Source organism: Lacipirellula sp. (assembly GCF_965279485.1).
In the GTDB taxonomy this organism is placed as follows: Bacteria; Planctomycetota; Planctomycetia; order Pirellulales; family Lacipirellulaceae; genus Lacipirellula.
Window position 1 is genome coordinate 1,091,512 of sequence record NZ_CBDIIC010000002.1, and the last position, 16,994, is coordinate 1,108,505.

Sequence of the window (16,994 nt, forward strand, 5' to 3'; positions counted from 1 at the left end):
GGCTCCGCCATTCGCCATTTCTCCCCTCGCCCCGACTTACATCGCCGGGGCGGGCAAATTACACTTTTACCCATTAGCTAGCAGCGCCGGCAATCTGCGCGCAAAGGATTTGCGCAAATGCCAGCGCGGCAGCCGCCTCGCTCCTCCATCCCGCATAAGAGGATGTTGCTTTGGTCGCCACTCGTTTATCGATCATGATGTTCCTCCAGTTCTTCACCTGGGGGGCGTGGTTCGTCACGCTCGGTCAGTGCTTAGGGGAGAACGGCCTGAAAGACTTCGGAGGCGGGGCCTATGGAAGCGCCCCGATTGCGGCCATCGTGGCGCCCCTCTTCCTGGGCCTCATCGCTGATCGCTTTTTCGCTTCTCAGATCGTGATGGGCGCGCTCATGGTGATTGGCGGCGGCATCCTTTGGATGGCGCCGGAATACGCCGCCGCGAAAAATGGCGATGCACTCGTATGGATCTTGCGCGGGCACATGCTCTGCTACATGCCGACGCTAGGCCTCGGCAACACGATCGTCTTCTCCAACGTCGCCGATCAATCGCAGTTCCCCAAGATTCGCGTGTGGGGAACCATCGGGTGGATCGTCGCGGGCCTCACCGTCGGCTATCTGGGGTGGTCGTCTAGCTTCAACATCTTCAAGCTCGCCTCCATCTGCTCCGTCATCTTGGGCGTCTACTGCTTCACGCTGCCGCATACCCCCGCGCCGGCGAAGGGCAAGCCAATGGATATTCGCTCGCTGCTCATGCTCGACGCCTTCAAGATGCTCACGAACGTGCCGTTCTTCGTGTTCATCCTCTGCTCGACGCTGATCTGCATTCCGCTCGCCTACTACTACGGCAACACCGCGAACTATCTCAGTCAGATTGGCTTCAAAGAACCAGCCTCGACGATGACGCTGGGGCAAATGAGTGAAATCGTTTTCATGCTACTTGTTCCCTTCTTCTTCCGTCGCCTGGGCGTGAAGTGGATGATTGTCGTCGGCATGGCCGCGTGGGTCGTTCGTTACTTGCTCTTCGCATTCGGTGCGTCTGATCAAGTGATTTGGATGATTCTGGGCGCCGTCCTACTCCACGGCGTCTGCTACGACTTCTTCTTCGTCACCGGTTTCATGTACACCGACAGCAAGGCCCCGAAAGAAATCCGCGGCCAAGCCCAAAGCATGCTTGTGTTCTTCACCCAAGGGATCGGCATGTTCTTCGGCTTTTGGATTGCCGGAGCAAAATTTACGCAAGCAGTTCCTAAGTACGAGGAACTTGTCAACGCGATCAAAGCGATTACGCCAGAATCGAAAACGACGTTCATCGAATCGCTGACGCAGATGTTCTCGGTCGCCGATCGCAAAGGGGTCGACGCCGATTTACTTCGCGAAACGATGCTCCAGTGGCGAGAATTCTGGCTGCTCCCCGCGGGAATGGCCGCCGTCATCCTGGTCATCTTCCTCGCGGCGTTCCATGATCGCGACACTACGAAGCCGATCGACACGGAAGAAACGGCGTAAGCAGTTTCCGCCCCGCTGGCGCAGCAAGATCGACGGTAGCACCTGAATCGCTCAAAAGCCGCTGGTTTTCCCGAGAGAGGGACCAGCGGCTTTTTTCGTCCTGCGAACGCAGCGGAGCAAGCTCCTGAAGCTAAAGACGCGGTGCGATGGACACGGCGCGCTCCTAACAATCTAATTGGGGAATCTTAGCGGCAATAGCGCCGCCTTTCCGCCAGTTTGCGAGCCTCGCGGAAGCTCGGCTCGCTCCCTGCGTTAATCCATCAGGAATAGGAACGCCTCGATGACGGATCAATTGCGTGCGATGAAACTGGCGATCTCGTTGCTCGCGCTCGCCTGGATAGTTGGAGGAGCGCAGCCTTCTAACGGCGTCACCATCGACCTACAGGTCACCGCCGCGCTCAACTTAGTAAGCGTCGTGCATCCCGAAGTCGAAATGGAATCGCCCCCGCACGTATTGACGTCGCTCGAGATTCCCTTGCCGGCGGTGACGCTCGCCGGCGGAGACACGCTTCGCGTCGCCGTCGACTTCGCAGACGGGCAGTTTTTCCAACGCATCGCCCCGCCAGACGACGTATTCGCCGTCTTCTACTATGGCTTGTCTTTGCAGAACGCTCGCCCCGAACAATCGGTGTCGATCGACGTGGCCAACCCCGGCCGACGGGCCGACTGGTTCGACTCGTCTGGCAATCTCGCCCTGGAAACCCAGCCACCGTCGTTCTTGTACGTCAACCCGTCGAACAACGATCTGTGGGGGGCGGAACTTCGCAGCGAGGTGGCCAGCAACTTCGTAGAACCGACGCCGCAGACCGGCAGCAAGTTCATCTTCGAGTGGACGATGCCGACGCAAGTGCCGGTCCATTTTATCATCCCCAATCCTCCGGCATTCGGCACGCGAACGTTCGCGAACAACAGCGTGAAACTCTTGTTCCGAGTCTCGAGCCCGTCCGGCACAGCCCCGCTCCCATGTGCCGCCGTGGCCGTCCCCGAGCCGCAAGCCTGGTGGCTCTGCCTCGCTGCATGCGGAGCTTGGGCAGCCTACTGCCGCCGTGCAGTACGTCGCAGCGCTTCTTTAGCCCCGGGCTCCACCCGGGGGTAGCACCACGCAGGACGACGTCTACCGGAATGGTCGCCTACCCCCGGGCGGAGCCCGGGGCTGCTAGCATGCGCCGCGCGACGTTGAAGGTCGTAAACCCACCAACGACGCAAAAACGAAAAAAGGAGTTACGTCCGTTGGACGTAACTCCTTTTTTTATGAGAGGCGCCGGTGAGAGTCGAACTCACGATGTCGGATTTGCAATCCTTACTCAGGATTCCGACACCATGCGAACACGCTCCGAACCGGGGATTCGTGATAGTTGCCTGAACCGATGAACAGACCCATAATTAGGTGCTGGACATCAAAACTGGGTACATGTTTTCGAATGTACCCACTCGAATAGCCAGCTGGCAGTCTGAGGGTTTGCAATGTTTCGTCGGTTCGGTCACCGGTCGTGGTTTGGCGTCGCTTTGCTGCTGTTGTTCGTGTTCGTGTGGCCGACGCCGTACACGTACAAGACGCTGCAGAAGACTTGGGTCTCAGAGGCAAACGGTACTGCGCGGGAGGAAACCCACGAAATACTGCTCCAAGTCAATCGGTTCACCGGCGCCAATAAGACGGTAGCTTCGACGGAGTCAGGTTGGGAATTAACGCGTGACGAGTAATTAGCACACCAGCCAGGGGCCTAATTAACCCCGTTGCTCGCTCGCGGCAAGGCGTCTCCATTCGCCGGCCGCGAGTGGGCAGGCTGGAACAATGGAGAACTTCTCAATGGCAGATGATGCCAGGACCGAGTTGCGGGAGATGATCCAGCAAATCGGCGAATTGGCGCGGGCGACCGACCCGCCGACTGAGCTCACAGAGATCTGGGCCGACCCTCGCTTGTGGACTGCGATGGATGGCAAGGAGTGGGACGATATCTGGCTGACGATGTTCATGCTCGGCATGATGGGCCGGGATATCGAAGTCAACGCCAGCGGGGCGGCCCCTGCTCGTGACTTGGTAGGCGAAGTACGGCGGCGGCTGGTCGGTAATGAAGTGCCAGACGGGACCATTGCATCGGACAAGCGTTCCTCGCCGATGACTGCTGGAGAGATAGCCGTCGCCCACGGCGTAGAGCACACCAACCCGTCAAAGTGGCTCAAGGACTCCGGTTATCAGTTCGAGCGATGCGGCAAGAAGTTTGTCGTGGACAAAACCCTGTTTCAGACGAGAAACCAGGGCTAGCCGCCAACTTTTTTTGACGATTTCGCGAACGGTTGCGAACTGTCGCGAACGGTTGCGAACCAATCTGAAATCGACGGCTTTTTCAGGCGATTCTGCGTTGTTTTAATGCCCGTAGCTGAGTGATTCGCAGCCGTTGCGAGTCAGATTCAAACTCCAAGCTACGGAGCTTTTGCAATGCCCAACAGTGCTGTCGCCACGGGCAACGTCATCGTCGAAGGTCAGATGTATGACCTCGCCGCCCTCAAGCCGCTCGGCTGGGGCACGGCTGCCATTAGAGCGGCCAGACGCAAACACGGACTCGTCACCCATCGCTGCGGTCGCAAGACCTGGATTGATGGGCGTGAGTTGATTCGCGTCATCAAAGCGTCTGCCGTCCCGGCCTAACCAAAAAAAGGCCGGCCCCCGCCATGACGGCAAATCTCAGCGGGGAGCGCGGCCAAATTCTGGAGACATCCCCATGTTACGCGACTTCCCCGACGTCGACTACACGCCCGTCCGAATTACGGGACTGATGCTGGAGCAGCAGCAACTCTACGCCGTCCTCGCTGTCGGCGCGGGTAGCAAACTTCTCCCTTGCGAGGCCGCCGACCTGATCGACGTCGAATCCTTCGAAGGTCGTGCCCACGAATACTTCGGCGTCGCCTACCATCTTGCCGACGAGTTTGTACCGGCGATCAGCAGCGTCATGTCGCAGGCGGTGGCAGCATGAACGCAACTTATGGGGCAAGTCCTACAAGGCGTCCGCGAAGATCGAAGTCGGACATGGCGGCGATCCGCGATGCCCTGGAAGAGATCGTCGACGAGTACACCAGCTTGACGGTTCGCCAGTGTTTTTATCAGGCAGTGGGCCGCGGCGTCGTCGACAAAACGGAGCAGGAGTACAAGGGCACCGTTTGCCGGCTGCTGGCCGACATGCGGCGCGACGGCACGATCCCATACCACAAGCTCAGCGACAACACTCGGTGGCAAAGGAAGCCGACGACGTTCTCGGGTCTGGAGCAAATGCTGGAGAACACGCAGCGCACCTACCGTCGTGCCATCTGGGACGAGCAGCCCGCCTACGTTGAAATCTGGTTGGAGAAAGACGCCCTCGCCGGCGTGCTGTGGGAGGTAACGAGGAAGTGGGACGTTCCGCTGATGGTGACGCGGGGTTACCCCAGCATCAGCTACTTGCACGAGGCGGCGGAAGCGATCGCAGCGCAGGGCAAGCCGGCGTTTTTGTACTACTTCGGTGATCGCGATCCTTCCGGCGTCGACATTGACAGGTGCGTCGAGAAGCAGATCCGCGAGATGGCGCCGGACGCCGACCTGCACTTCGAACGGGTTGGCGTAACCGAAGCGCAGATCGCCGAACTCAGTCTCCCGACGCGGCCCACCAAGAAAACCGATTCGCGGAGCAAGGGGTTCGAAGGCGAGAGCGTCGAGGTAGACGCCATCGACCCGGAAACGCTTTGCCAAATCTGCGACGACTGCATTCGGCGGCACATCGACTTCGATTCATACTACAGGATGCGGGAGGTCGAGAACGCTGAACGAGACACGTTGGCGACTTTGATTTCGAACATGGGGGGCGAGCTGTGACCGACGCCCCCGTCGCTGACATGGAAGCCGAGCGTGGGTTGATCCAGACGCTCCTAGCTTGGCCCGAATCAATCTCGCGGCTCCCAAAAAGTTTTCGACCGCACTTCGCATGGGACCCAGCCAACCGCGCGACGCTGGACGAGATCTTCACGATCCACCGGAGCGGAGCGACCGCCGACGTCGTGCTGCTCCTTCCTCGCCTGCGAATTCGCAGTGCATTCAGCAACATCGACCTGACTGAGTATTTGACCGAAGTCGCGAGGCCAGGTCCTCTGCCGACAAACGCCGCCGAGTACGCCCACACGATCGAAAGGTTGGCCCACAAACGGCGGTTGGCGCAGATTGCCGACGAAGCCGCTGGCCACTTCCGTAACGGCGTCGACCCTCGCGCCGGACTGATGGACCTGCAGGCGGAGCTCGACTCCTACAGCCGCAGCCTGGAATGTAACGAAGTGACCGGCGAGACCATCCTCGACGAGACGTTCGCATCAATCGTCAACCGCGACGTCGCCGCCTCGATCGACTTCGGCTGGTCGTCGTGCAACTTGTCGCGAGTCCCGATACGGCGCGGCGCCGTGATCACCGTGGGCGGCCAAGCCGGTTCCGGCAAAACGGCGGCGATGCTCCAAGGCGTGTTCGACGCGATGCGGATGCCGCACCAAGCTGACTTGAAGTTCTTCTGCCTCAACGTCGAAATGCCGCCCGGGATGATTATCGAGCGTCAACTCGCTCGTGTGGCTGGCGTCGACTGCACGGCGATTCAGCGACGCACGTTCCACGATAACCAGCTTGCAGGCCTGGAAGCCGCCTGCGAGGCGTTGCGGCCGGTCCTGCGTCGTACACGGTTCGCTACCGGCCCGTTCACGATCAGCCGCATGCTGACGCAAGTGCAGGAGTTTTCACCCGACATGCTGCTCTGCGACTACTTGCAGCGGATTGGCGCCGAGGGCGAGAAGCTCGACCTGCGTGCACAAATCAACCGGACGATGGACGCCCTGCGACTCATCGCCAGCGACAACGTCGCCGTCGTGGCGATCAGCGCCCTCAACCGACCGTCGGGCGGCGGCGACTGGACGAAAGACAGCGTGAGCCTGGCATCTTTCAGGGAAAGCTCAGAAGTCGAGTATTCGTCCGACGCCGTCTACGCCCTTGTTCGCGACCGCGCCTCGAGAGCGGCGACGCTGGTAGCCCTGAAGAATCGTAGCGGGCCAATCGAGGACATCGAGCTTGAGTTCGAGGGGCCGTACCAACGGTTCGTTAGCCCGGCGCCAAACTTCTACGCGGAGTTTGCGGATGAGCAGTAACGGAACGTTGTCGCCTGAGGCGCAACGGCTTTACGAGCAGATGAGAAACGGCGGGGTGTTGCCGGGCACGATGCCGCCGACGGTCGAGGCGGCGCCGAAGCGCACCGCCAAATGGAAGAAGAATCCGCTAGTGGCGGGGAGGTTTGGAGAGTTGAACGCGTTCGTCGACACCACGATGGCAAAGCTCACTCGGATCGAAGTCACGACATGGTTGACGCTGTTCCGCTACGTGGACTCACGGGTCGGAACGGCCCAAGCGAGCGCCGAGGCAATCGCCGCGGCGACAGGATCAAGCAAGCAACACACCCTCAAGGCCATTGCGTCGCTCATTGAGAAGCGACTGCTGACGAGGGTGAAGATCGGCGCAATCAACCGCGGTTCGTCCGTCTACCGAGTTCACCCCACTGGTCACCCGTAGGTGACCAAGCACTGGACACCCCTAGGTTACCAGCACTGGTCACCTACAGAGCATTTCACTGGTCACCCGTAGGTGACTTATATCAGAAGACAGAAGGGCATGACGCCACTTCGGGTGTCGTCAGCCCACAGAAACGAAGACCCCACGATGACCAAACCACGATTCAATTTGCTGATCGAAGCCAACCACCAAGCGGACGACCCGGACGGCACGCGGCGTCTGCGGCTGGTCCTCAAGCGGCTGCTGCGATCGTTCGGGCTGCGGTGCGTGACGGCCGTGCCCGTTAACGTCGCAAGCGAGTTGGAGCAGGTGGCAGCCCGCGACCGCCAAAACGACAGAACAGTCTCATTTTGAGATTTGTTCAATTTTGCAGCAAAAACCATGAGAAAAAAATTTGGGTCCTTGGCGGGCTCTCTTGGACCTCCTGCCTACCGGAAGAGCCACCATAATACAAAATCCGGAACACTCAACACTCAACACTCAACACCCCATGACACTCTCAAAGCGACAGCAGGCCGTCTTGATCGGCATCGTAAAAGACCTGGACCACTTCTCGTCCCTGGTTCCGCGCTACGAGCATGGTAACTGGGCTCTCTGCCGCGAGCGTGAGGCGATCGAGAACGCGAAGGCGAACATCGTGGCCACCGACCCGTCGAAGTGGCTGGGCGAGCCGATGAACCCCTCGCTCGCCACCATGGTGAGCCGCTGCTACGCACAGTTGCAGGACCGAGGATTCGTCATGCGGTGCGCACGAGCCTGGAGCGATAAGTACACGACGCACCTGCGACTAACGCCGGAGGGCGAACGGGTCGCTCGTGAACTGTTGAGTGTTGAGAGGGCAACATTACTGGAGAGTGCACCTCTTCCGGTAGGCACGTTGGCTGGCGACGGTCCGGGAGGACCCAAGAGCATTCCGGAGGCGCCGACTGATGGCTGATCGCCCCACTATCAGCGGCGACCCGTGCCCGGAATGCAACGGTGGACGGCTCATCGTCTACGCCGGTCGCGACGTTGGCTCGCTTCGAGTGAAGTATCTCTGCTGCGATCGCTGCCGCGCCAAGCCTGCGAACAACAAGATCTTCGTGCCGCAGCAGTACGTCGCGCGCCGCAGGAAAACTTCCGAGTCTGTACTTAACAACGTACAGAGCTCCTTCGACGAATCGAATCGCACTTGAGATAATTCGGTCACACGCAACTCAATTCCGAGGAAACCATGAACCAACTTCAGAACATCTTTGGCACGTGCCGCGGCAACGCCGAAGTGAACGTCGTCGATCGACAGGGCGAGGTTATCGCGACGACCAAAGCCGATGCCTCCGGCAACTGGTGCGTCGAAGCGAATGTGACGATCGGCTCGAGCGTTCGCGCCGATGTTTCAAGTCCGGGAAAGCGCCGAGCCACTAGCGATTGGATGGAGATCGAACAGCGGGCGGAAGAGACGGCGGAAGAGCTTGAAAGACGGGAGCAACATACTCAAGAGATGGCCGATGCCCGTCAGCGACTTGAGGCTCGATACACCGAACTCGTGTGTGCCGTCGCCGATGGGCAAGACGCCAACTTTGAGTACGCCGCTGATCTCCTGGAAGTCCTCGGCAAGTCGCTGGGGGACTTTGATCACGACGTTAGCGAAATGCAGCGTGTCAGTCGCCCGAGCCTGTCGGTGTAATCGCATTTTCTGAACAACTAACCGGAGACTAACGACGATGAACGACGTTTTGGACAGTCTGAGCGGCCTCAAAGAGCAGCGACTCGAAGAGTATCACCGCCTGGCCGACTGGGTGCTTGCCGGTGAGCAGGTTGCTGCCGACGAGATCGAGTTAGCGTGCCTTAAGGCGAGCCGCGATCCTGGCGACTTCGCACAACTCATCCGCAAACGGCAGGAACGGGCGAAGGAACGGGAGCGTTTCGATACGCTTCCGGAAGTTCGTCGGGAGTTGGCCGGGATCGACGCCGAGATCGCGGCGAACAACGAGAGACTGGTGGCGGCGCAAGCTGCCCATACCCAAGAAGCATGGCGCCTTGCTCCGTTCCGCGACCAGTTGATCGCTCAGTTGACGGAGCTCAACGGCATCGAGCCGCGGTTGGTCAAAGACTGCAGCGACGAATCACTGAACGGCCGGGCGCGATCGCTCGCAATTTATCTCGAGTCGAATCGCCGGGAGCAAAGCGACGCCGTCCGCAACCTGCACATTCAGCAGGCCGTCTTGCGGCAGCACTCCGACGAGAAGCTCGAAAAGCTGTGGTACGACCGGAACGCCAACTCCCTGCCGTTGCCAACGGAAGTTCCCGACTCTGATCCTTGCGCCGAATTCAAGCGTCGCGTGCTGCGTGCACACGCGGTCGTCGATCAGTTGGATGACCAGGCAGCGACGTACCGGCAGGAAATCGACGAGATCCGCGATAAGCAGTACCAGTGGTGATCACCATGAACAACGCAGCCATGCTTGAGAAGTGCCGCCGGTTCGCCGATCAGGTGATCCCTGAGCTTCAGGGCACGACTTACTACATTCTCGATTCCGATGCGCTCAATAACGAATCGGCGTACACGCACGACGAGCTTGTTGGTTGGGCGGCCCAGGCGGCGAACGTCTCCGAATTGCTGCCGCGATATCTCGGCGCCGACTGGCGGGGACCGGGGCCGGCGATCTTCCTGAACCTGACCTGGCTACGCCGACATGCTTACCCGGGGCAATTCGAGCGAGCTGTTCTTGGGGTCGAAGTGCACGAGCTTGGGCACTTGGCGTTTCCGCTGCGGATGCCAGGCGAGCGTACCCCGCGAGTGGCGTCGGCAATTGCCGAGTTGCAGGACGCCGTCGTCCGCTACAGCCTCAATCCAGTAAACCTCGCCAAGCCGGCGAACGACGAGGGGCACGATTGGAAGTGGATTCGGCGAACGTGCCATCTCTACGTCCGTGCTGCGTTTCGCGGCTACAGCCTGCCTCACCTTCGGTTGCTCCACAGTGGCTATTGCGACTTCGCTTCGCAGGATTATCTGCCGCAGTTGCTGGAAGAGGCGTTGCGCATGCGTGAGGAGCCAATGGAGGCGATCGACGCACTGCCGCCGCTGCAGTGGCTTGTTGAGCAGTACGAGGCCGATGTGGAGCGGCTGATGGCGGAGATCGACGACGAACACCCATGCGGCGTCGTGTGACGCAGCAGCCCGCCGGCCGTACAAGAGGGCGGTTGGCGGGTTTTAAGACAAAGGAGTAGTTATGGCGTCAGCAAGAGCGTTGCGTTTCGGCAAAGCGGTCATCGAGTTATCGCTACTCACCGGCGACGTCGAGAAGAATTTGAAGCGGGTTCAGCAAGGAATCCGCGACACCGGCAAGGCGATCTCTTCGATCGGTTCGACCGGCCTCAAGTTCAGCGCCGCGATCATCACGCCGCTCTTGGGCGCCGCTAAGCTTGCCGCCGACGCTCAGGAAGAGATGAGCAAGTTTAAGTCGGTCTTCGGCGATCAGACCACGGCCGCCAATGAATTCGCGGACGCGCTGGCAGGCTCCATTGGTCGCAGCGCCGGCGACATCCGCAGCGGCATGAACGCGTTCCAAGGTTTCTTCGTCGGCCTTGGCTTTGCGAACGGCGAAGCGCGCGAACTAACGGAGAAGATGCAGTCGCTGTCGCACGACTTCGCCGCGTTCCACAATCTCACGGACGAAGAGGCGATGGAGCGATTCATTTCGGCGCTGTCGGGGTCGTCGGAGGTGCTCGACAAGTTCGGCGTTAACACACGGCAAGCCGCCCTTGAACAAGAGCTGATGGAGCGAGGCATCAAAAAGAGCTGGACGGCCGTCACGGAACAAGAAAAGGCGATTGCCCGCCTCGACGTGATTATGGAGGCGATGACCGACCAGGGGGCAGTCGGCGCCGCTGTTCGCGAGTCGGGTAGCTTCGCGAATCAGCTCAAAAAATTGCAGGGGCAAATGAAAGACATGGGAATCGCGATTGGCTCGGCGGTGCTGCCGCACGTCGTCGAGTTCATCGAGAAGACGAATGAAGTTGCAGCCAACGTCGGCGAATGGATTGAGCAGAACAAAACGTCCTTCGACACGACGTTGAAAGTCGCCGGCGTTTTGGGAGTCGCCAGCCTCGCGATGATCGGCTTCGGTAGCGCCCTCAGTGCCGCGGCCCTCGTGCTGAATCCGTTCGGCCTTGCCGTCGGTGCGTTGGTTGGGTCGTACTTCGCGCTCGACAAAATCATCGACTCGACCAACTCCAAGATTCTCAAGCAGGTTGGCGCCTTTGATCTTCTTCTTCCTCAACTGGCATTGCTCCGGAAGATGGTCCCGGAAGGCTGGCTGCCGGATATCAGCAGTCTGATGCCCAAAGAGGAAGTCAAAGGCGGTAGCCCGAACTCGCTGATGATGGGCGGCGCCATGATGCTGGCGATGCCCGACGTGTCGAAACGGATTCAGAGCGGCGTTTCGTTTGGCTCCGGCGGTTTCGACATCGGTGCTTTTGGCTCATCGCTCGTGTCGAAGGGCATGAACGCCGCGAACACTGCGATGCTCGACGCTCAAGCAGCAACTTCCGGGATACCAGTCTGGGCGAATGGCATGCAGATGCACTTGGACCGTGCGAAAGACATCCTCGCTGAGCAGCAACAGGTTGACGACGAGATCGCACGCGGCAAGCTTCAAGCCATGGAAGATGGCATCGCTAAGGAGGAGGCGCTCATCAAGCTAGAGACCGATATCCGCATGCGTGACCTTCAGGCCCGCGGATACCTGACCGACGAGCTTCGCGGCAAGCTGCTCGAACTTCAAGGCATCGAAATCGGCAACATTGACGACAAGATTGGCAAAAATGAAGCGATGCAGGCGGTAGCGACGTTCGATGCTCGGTTCAGCCGTCAGATGTACGGCGGCCGACAGATCGACGAGCAGACCAGACTGCAGCGGCAGATGGTTGCGGAACTCAAGAAGCAGAATCGCAACGGAGGCGGGATTCCTGTCGTACCGTGAACGCCAAATTAGAACATTTCATCAAAACGCGCGAGTTCGAAGTCTTCGCGCGACTCAAAGACATCCCAACGCCCGACCTCACGCTGTTCGCATACGACTGCGACAAGGGCCTTCCGCTGGAGCAGTATTGCAACGGCGTGACTGTCGACGAGGTGTTGCGGTCGCTGGCGTCGCTGCAGATCCTGCGTGAGCTGGCGCGGCGGCAGGATCTGGAAGAGTTGGAAGGGTGAAGCGATCAGCCTGGGCGACGAACCCGCGGTGGGCGGCGCCGGAAGTAGATGTTGACGAGTTGGGCGAATAGCCTGGCTGCTCTTTGACAATTCACGCGCCGGCGGATGCGGATAGCTAACCTTCCGCCGGCTGGTTTGGAGCGTGTGGCGTGGACGCCACAGCGGGGTATGTCCCAGCCAAGTAGCCGCCCGGACGCGTCGCCATGCTTTTGCACTTCATGCATCGTCCGCTGGCGTAGCACGCTTTACAGGCGCGACGGTTGACGGGGCGCTGAGGATCTTCAGAAGGAAACGAACCGATCCCGGAACAATCGGAGCAGCGCCCCGTGCCATTGCACGAGACACAGGGCGAAAACGCCATGCGAGTTGCCTACAGTGAGGCGTGTGCTGAACTTGGCAGGCGATGAAAGATCAATCGGCCGTGGCGAGAAGTAACGGCTTAGGTTGCCAAGCGAGATCAGCGAGTGCGGGTGCCACTATACCATTGATCGACTGGTGAAGGGCTAATAACTTCTTGGCTCGCATGCATAGCAAGCTACCGCCTTAAACCTGCCCTATCTATTCGCCTTCCGACGGGGGAGGATGCGCCGCATGAAAATAAAAATTGGCGACAAGGTGCGATCTACCGGCGGCGTCGAAGGCGAGATTGTCTCGCGGAGCAACGAACATCGTTCCGTGATGGTCAAAGTTCCCGGTATTTGGCGCAACTCAGGCATCGTCTCGATCCCGCTAGCCCGACTTAAGTTCATCTCTGCTTATTCAGAGGATGCTTCCACCCCGCTTCGTCGGCGGCCTAAGTAATCTCCGTCTCTCGCCAGCTACAAGGCGAGATCGCTCGCAACCGCACCACCGGCTGATTGTTGATAACCCGCGGGAGAATCAGTTCCTGGAGGCCAAGGGCGGTTTTCCCCTTGTGTGCTTGTCGAAGTGGTGAGCGCCAATAGCGTCCTGAGCGTCCTCCTTGGCTGCATTCCACTCTTTATTCGTAACCGTTTCGGTCCGAGTCAGGCAGCGTCGACAATACCACGCGGCATAATAGGCGGCGCCTAAGCGGAAGACTATCAGGTCATAATTGAGGCCGCCGGCAGTGTATTGGATGCATTCGATGGGGTATGCGTCACTAGGCTTGTCCACGAAGACCTCGGTTCGTTGAGTGCGAATCTGGTCCGTGTGCAAACGCGGGGGCGGGCTTGATGCGGTAGCGTACAGAATGTGTAGAACCGGAGCAGATCGACGAGTCTGCAGGGGACCAGTGAGGCAGCGTTCCAACCTTTGGACCTTGGGGTCGTTGACAGTTGAAAATGTTAGCCCCGCCACGGAAGTTGCGGGCCGTGGCGGGGCTGAGGGTCATCAATTGGCTAATTCCGCGATTGAATCGCCTTCTCAATCTGAGCCTTCACCGCTTCCATGTTGAAGCTGGCGCCTTCCTGCATTGGCGGGAATTCGATGAAGCTCTGGGCGTACTTAGCAACTTCTTGCTGGACGAAGACGAACCGCCAGAATTCGTAAGCGAACCAATCGTAGTAGGCAATCGAGCCGGTGTCTTTGCCGTTGTACATGCCGGTCCGCTCATACGGGTCGAGGCGGAGGTTGACTAGAATCGGCCAATCGACTTTCACGGTCGCTCCCAGCCAGCCGCTGGGCTGATCGGTGAAGCGATACTTGAAATCCTTAATGCGCACCGCGCTGAGCGTCCCCTCAGTGAAGTAGAAGATCTCGTTTCGTTGCGAAGGGCCTTTGCCGGTGATCAAGTCGAGTTGGTTGTAGCCATCCAGATGAACCTTGTAGTTGGCGTCGCCAAGCTTCTTGCCGGCCACTAGTTCCTGCTTAATGTTCGCATTGCCGGCCGCGGCGACGAACGTCGGGAACCAATCGAGCCCGGAGAAAATACTGTTTTCAATCTTGCCGGCCGGCACGTTGCCAGGCCAGCGCACGATGCACGGGACGCGGAATCCCCCTTCGAGCGCCGTTCCCTTGCCACCGGCGAACGGCGTCTGGCCTCCATCGGGCCACGTGAAATTCTCGGCGCCGTTGTCGGTCGAGAAAACGATGATCGTATCGCCCTCAAGATTGTTGTCCTTGAGGTACTTCAGCACTTCTCCGACGACGTCGTCGAGCTGCGCCATCCCCGCCTCTTGAATGCTCCAGCCATTCTCGGCCGTCCGCATGTTTTCGTATTTGTCAGAAAGATGGGTGACGACATGCATTCGGGTGGGATTGAGCCACAAAAAGAAAGGCTTCTTCTCCTCGCGCGCCTTATCGCAAAACTTTAGCGCATTGCCGAGGATCTCGTCGTCGACAGTCTCCATCCGCTCGGGATAGAGTTCGCCGGCGTCTTCGATCTTCTGCTTGCCGACTTTGCCCCAGCGCGGTTGCTCGGTCGGATCGTCCTTGTCGGTAGCCCAAGAGTGAATCATGTTCCGCGGGCCGATCGTGTCCTTTAATTCTTGCGGATAGTTGCGGTGGCTGGGGTCTTCCATCGCGTCGAGATGGTAGAGGTAGCCGAAGAACTCGTCGAAGCCGTGAACTGTGGGGAGGAACTCGTTGAGATCGCCAAGGTGATTCTTGCCAAACTGCCCGGTCGCATAGCCCATCGACTTGAGCGCGGTGGCGATCGTGGGCGCCTGCGCCGGCAAGCCGATCGGCGAGCCAGCTTGTCCGACAGTCGTCATGCCGGTGCGAATCGGCAATTGGCCAGTAATAAAGTTAGCGCGGCCTGCCGTGCAACTCGCCTCCGCGTAATAGTCTGTGAATCGGATTCCCTCGGCGGCCATTCGATCAAGGTTCGGTGTCCGCCCAGCCATGATCCCCTGGTTATAGACGCCGATATTCGACCAGCCGATATCATCTCCCATGATGAAGATGATATTCGGCTGCTTGGCCTCAGCACGTGCGGCAATGGCCGTTGCGAGCACGGTTGCGACGCATGCGTACAGGAAGAGTTTGTATTTGGTTCTTCTCATCGTTGTTCTTTCCCCAAGGTGTTAATTTGTGATTTCAACCGTTCGGCAAATCACCTGTGATGACTCCCTCACTCTGATGCCCGCTTGCGTCACAATTTGCCGGTTGTCGACGATATGGTGAGTGCGTTCAAAAACTCGTCGCGGCCCATCGACATGAACTCGCCGTCACCAGTTGAAACAGGATCGACGAAGAGCTGGAAGTCCGTGAATGGTTCGCCAGCGGCATTAAGGTTATGGATCACCTTGCGTGCATCATCTGCAGTGTCGATTCTCGCTACGCCGACGCCTTGAAGCTTGGATAACTCGAGGAAGCTTCTGGCGCACTCAGTGCTAGTGAAAATAGCTAGGTGGTCTGCTCCATTCATTTGAATCGGTGAGAGCGCGTTTAACGAAATCCCTTTTGTGAGCGTATAGAGTGGGAAGTTGAACCTGACTTGGTTGCCCATTTAGTGCTCGGGTTAAATGTCGATAGCCTATTTGCGTCAATCTCCCCGGCTTACCTACTAATTGCAAGTCGCCGAAGAAACGCGGCTCTCAACGCCACGCGAGTTCATTTCCGCCTGTCGCGAAGGGGATTCACCCCAGCGGGAGGTGGAGTGCGTGAAGGGCGACGCTAGCGGCTGGGGGGGAATGCGGGGCGCAATCGCTGCTGAAATCCCATGCCGCGGGAGAATTCCTGAAAAGATGTCGTTTGGGACTGCCTTTCGGTGTTCCGGAAGTGTTAGGGTCGATGCTGTTCCAAACTCTCACTTACTTGAGTGTATCAATGAAATCCGCTTACCCGCTTCAAATGGCCCGTGGTGAATTCGACGTTTGGGTTAGTAAACTTCGCGACATGCGAGCTAAAAACGTCTCTCTGGTCGGAGCGTCCGACGGCACACCTGGCGAGGTGGAAACGGTGTCAAAAGAGGACGCTATTGACGTGTTTCTGAAGCGTCACCCGAAGCATGGCGAGCTTCGCCAGCAACTCATCGCAGGGGCTCGCGGGCCGTACTCTTTGAGCAAAGAGTTGTGGAAGCATGCGAGGGACGCAGCCTAGAGCGGCTCCTTCTCTAAAGCGATTCGGCCCTTCGCATCCCCTCGTCTACTGTCTGCACCGCGATACACGCACGAATGAATTGCGGGCTCAGCCGGTTAAACTGCGCCTCGCGCACGTCGTTTAGTAAGGCGATGAATTGCTCGGCGGGGAGCTGGGCCAAGATTTGAGCAATCTCTGCGCGGAACTGCTCGCCTTCGGCTGGGGAAAACGGGTGGAGGTGGTTGTAACCGTTCATGGTCTTCAAGGATGTCGCATCGCTGAGTTGTGACGGCCGGTCCTACCAGTAGCCCTCCTGAGGCGTGCTGGACTGGGCACGGCCATCGGATGCCCCAGGCACGATCTCGCATTGGGTAAAACCCATTTAAGATTGACGCCGAGCCATTTACAAGTGATCGATTGTCCGGGAACAAAACCCGGCTGTCACCTCGCGGGTCTTATTTGCGGAGCGGCCTCGCCATTGGCTTGCTCGCGCAACTGGAGCGGTGGGCGTGACCGTTGAGGCCTGTCACCCATGGGTGACGCTAGCGGCTCTGGGGCGATGCGGCGAATTTGGCTTGCAAAAACGCCTTGAATTCGCACAATGGGCGACGGCTCGAAAAGCCAAGCGTCCGCCGGTGGCGCAAACACTACACTCTCGGTTTAGCCGGCCCTTTGTCTGAAAAATTGTAGTCGAAAACTACTAACCACTATTTCGGAGTCCTAGCCCCAGCAAGTTCGGTCGTGCCAGTGG

Annotated in this window: 22 protein-coding genes; 19 read left to right on the forward strand and 3 right to left on the reverse strand. The window is 58.9% G+C overall.

Annotated features, from left to right (window positions below):
• Window positions 1-194: 194 nt before the first annotated feature.
• From ACQY7R_RS11940 to ACQY7R_RS12025, 18 genes are all read left to right on the forward strand, one after another.
• Window positions 195-1,502 carry an MFS transporter gene (locus ACQY7R_RS11940; RefSeq protein ID WP_428308893.1) on the forward strand — a complete coding sequence of 436 codons (1,308 nt, stop codon included), beginning with the start codon at window positions 195-197 and terminating at the stop codon, window positions 1,500-1,502.
• 280 nt (window positions 1,503-1,782) lie between these two features.
• Window positions 1,783-2,598, forward strand: a complete 816-nt coding sequence (locus ACQY7R_RS11945) for a hypothetical protein (RefSeq protein WP_428305827.1) — start codon at window positions 1,783-1,785, stop codon at window positions 2,596-2,598.
• A gap of 368 nt (window positions 2,599-2,966) precedes the next feature.
• The gene (locus tag ACQY7R_RS11950) at window positions 2,967-3,203 is read left to right on the forward strand and encodes a hypothetical protein (protein ID WP_428305828.1); all 237 of its coding nucleotides are present in this window, start codon (window positions 2,967-2,969) and stop codon (window positions 3,201-3,203) included.
• A gap of 106 nt (window positions 3,204-3,309) precedes the next feature.
• Window positions 3,310-3,765, forward strand: a complete 456-nt coding sequence (locus ACQY7R_RS11955) for a hypothetical protein (RefSeq protein WP_428305829.1) — start codon at window positions 3,310-3,312, stop codon at window positions 3,763-3,765.
• A gap of 174 nt (window positions 3,766-3,939) precedes the next feature.
• Complete coding sequence (locus ACQY7R_RS11960) at window positions 3,940-4,149, forward strand: hypothetical protein (protein WP_428305830.1); 210 nt, start codon at window positions 3,940-3,942, stop codon at window positions 4,147-4,149.
• A 73-nt stretch (window positions 4,150-4,222) separates the two neighbouring features.
• Window positions 4,223-4,474: a hypothetical protein gene (locus tag ACQY7R_RS11965; protein ID WP_428305831.1), complete on the forward strand. Its 252-nt coding sequence runs from the start codon at window positions 4,223-4,225 to the stop codon at window positions 4,472-4,474.
• Window positions 4,475-4,527: 53 nt separating this feature from the next.
• Window positions 4,528-5,346 carry a hypothetical protein gene (locus tag ACQY7R_RS11970; protein ID WP_428305832.1) on the forward strand — a complete coding sequence of 273 codons (819 nt, stop codon included), beginning with the start codon at window positions 4,528-4,530 and terminating at the stop codon, window positions 5,344-5,346.
• Window positions 5,343-6,650, forward strand: coding sequence for a DnaB-like helicase C-terminal domain-containing protein (locus ACQY7R_RS11975; RefSeq protein ID WP_428305833.1), 1,308 nt, complete (start codon window positions 5,343-5,345; stop codon window positions 6,648-6,650). The genes ACQY7R_RS11970 and ACQY7R_RS11975 overlap by 4 nt, the downstream gene beginning before the upstream one ends.
• A complete protein-coding gene (locus ACQY7R_RS11980) occupies window positions 6,640-7,068 on the forward strand; it encodes a hypothetical protein (RefSeq protein ID WP_428305834.1) in 429 nt (142 codons plus the stop codon). The genes ACQY7R_RS11975 and ACQY7R_RS11980 overlap by 11 nt, the downstream gene beginning before the upstream one ends.
• 147 nt (window positions 7,069-7,215) lie before the next feature.
• Entirely contained in the window at window positions 7,216-7,422 is a 207-nt protein-coding gene (locus ACQY7R_RS11985) for a hypothetical protein (RefSeq protein WP_428305835.1), read from the forward strand.
• Between the two features lie 136 nt (window positions 7,423-7,558).
• Window positions 7,559-8,005 (forward strand): hypothetical protein, encoded by a 447-nt coding sequence (locus tag ACQY7R_RS11990; protein WP_428305836.1) that lies wholly within the window; start codon window positions 7,559-7,561, stop codon window positions 8,003-8,005.
• Window positions 7,998-8,243, forward strand: coding sequence for a hypothetical protein (locus ACQY7R_RS11995; protein ID WP_428305837.1), 246 nt, complete (start codon window positions 7,998-8,000; stop codon window positions 8,241-8,243). Before ACQY7R_RS11990 ends, ACQY7R_RS11995 begins: the two co-directional genes overlap by 8 nt.
• Window positions 8,244-8,281: 38 nt before the next feature.
• On the forward strand, window positions 8,282-8,734 hold the full coding sequence (locus ACQY7R_RS12000) for a hypothetical protein (protein WP_428305838.1): 453 nt from the start codon (window positions 8,282-8,284) through the stop codon (window positions 8,732-8,734).
• A gap of 37 nt (window positions 8,735-8,771) precedes the next feature.
• On the forward strand, window positions 8,772-9,488 hold the full coding sequence (locus ACQY7R_RS12005; RefSeq protein ID WP_428305839.1) for a hypothetical protein: 717 nt from the start codon (window positions 8,772-8,774) through the stop codon (window positions 9,486-9,488).
• Window positions 9,489-9,493: 5 nt separating this feature from the next.
• A complete protein-coding gene (locus ACQY7R_RS12010; RefSeq protein ID WP_428305840.1) occupies window positions 9,494-10,219 on the forward strand; it encodes a hypothetical protein in 726 nt (241 codons plus the stop codon).
• A gap of 61 nt (window positions 10,220-10,280) precedes the next feature.
• Complete coding sequence (locus ACQY7R_RS12015; protein ID WP_428305841.1) at window positions 10,281-12,032, forward strand: hypothetical protein; 1,752 nt, start codon at window positions 10,281-10,283, stop codon at window positions 12,030-12,032.
• Window positions 12,029-12,262 carry a hypothetical protein gene (locus tag ACQY7R_RS12020; RefSeq protein ID WP_428305842.1) on the forward strand — a complete coding sequence of 78 codons (234 nt, stop codon included), beginning with the start codon at window positions 12,029-12,031 and terminating at the stop codon, window positions 12,260-12,262. Before ACQY7R_RS12015 ends, ACQY7R_RS12020 begins: the two co-directional genes overlap by 4 nt.
• Window positions 12,263-12,853: 591 nt before the next feature.
• The gene (locus ACQY7R_RS12025; protein ID WP_428305843.1) at window positions 12,854-13,063 is read left to right on the forward strand and encodes a hypothetical protein; all 210 of its coding nucleotides are present in this window, start codon (window positions 12,854-12,856) and stop codon (window positions 13,061-13,063) included.
• Window positions 13,064-13,620: 557 nt separating this feature from the next.
• Here ACQY7R_RS12025 and ACQY7R_RS12030 read toward each other — a convergent pair.
• Together ACQY7R_RS12030 and ACQY7R_RS12035 are read right to left on the reverse strand one after the other, a co-directional pair.
• Window positions 13,621-15,225 (reverse strand): arylsulfatase, encoded by a 1,605-nt coding sequence (locus ACQY7R_RS12030; RefSeq protein WP_428305844.1) that lies wholly within the window; start codon window positions 15,223-15,225, stop codon window positions 13,621-13,623.
• Between the two features lie 89 nt (window positions 15,226-15,314).
• Window positions 15,315-15,671, reverse strand: coding sequence for a hypothetical protein (locus ACQY7R_RS12035; RefSeq protein WP_428305845.1), 357 nt, complete (start codon window positions 15,669-15,671; stop codon window positions 15,315-15,317).
• A 320-nt stretch (window positions 15,672-15,991) separates the two neighbouring features.
• Here ACQY7R_RS12035 and ACQY7R_RS12040 point away from each other — a divergent pair, with 320 nt between their 5' ends.
• On the forward strand, window positions 15,992-16,264 hold the full coding sequence (locus ACQY7R_RS12040; RefSeq protein ID WP_428305846.1) for a hypothetical protein: 273 nt from the start codon (window positions 15,992-15,994) through the stop codon (window positions 16,262-16,264).
• Window positions 16,265-16,277: 13 nt separating this feature from the next.
• On the opposite strand, the gene ACQY7R_RS12045 is transcribed toward ACQY7R_RS12040, so the two are convergent.
• Window positions 16,278-16,499 carry a hypothetical protein gene (locus ACQY7R_RS12045; RefSeq protein ID WP_428305847.1) on the reverse strand — a complete coding sequence of 74 codons (222 nt, stop codon included), beginning with the start codon at window positions 16,497-16,499 and terminating at the stop codon, window positions 16,278-16,280.
• Window positions 16,500-16,994 lie beyond the last annotated feature (495 nt).